A 223-nucleotide genomic window follows, 5' to 3' on the forward strand; every position below is an offset into this window, starting at 1 on the left:
AACATGAGTCGCAATTCTTTAACACATTTAGCGTGGAAGGCACGTACGTTGGTGGGATATCAAAAGGTGAGTCTGAAGATTGGAAAACGATGAGTAAACAAGTAAATCAAACTTTAGAGCAGTTATCCCAAAAAGGGTGGAGCGGTTATAAAACAGTTACAGCCTATTTTGTAAACTATCGTGTGAATGCAGCTAATCAATTTGAATATGATATTGTTTTCCA

Annotated in this window: 1 protein-coding gene; it reads left to right on the forward strand. The window is 36.8% G+C overall.

What is annotated here, in order from left to right; translation table 11 throughout:
• Positions 1–223: hypothetical protein (locus MR107_RS32135; protein WP_242293224.1), on the forward strand; the 223-nt coding region annotated here is incomplete at both ends.

This window comes from Bacillus cereus group sp. BfR-BA-01441, assembly GCF_022663075.1.
In the GTDB taxonomy this organism is placed as follows: Bacteria; Bacillota; Bacilli; order Bacillales; family Bacillaceae_G; genus Bacillus_A; species Bacillus_A cereus.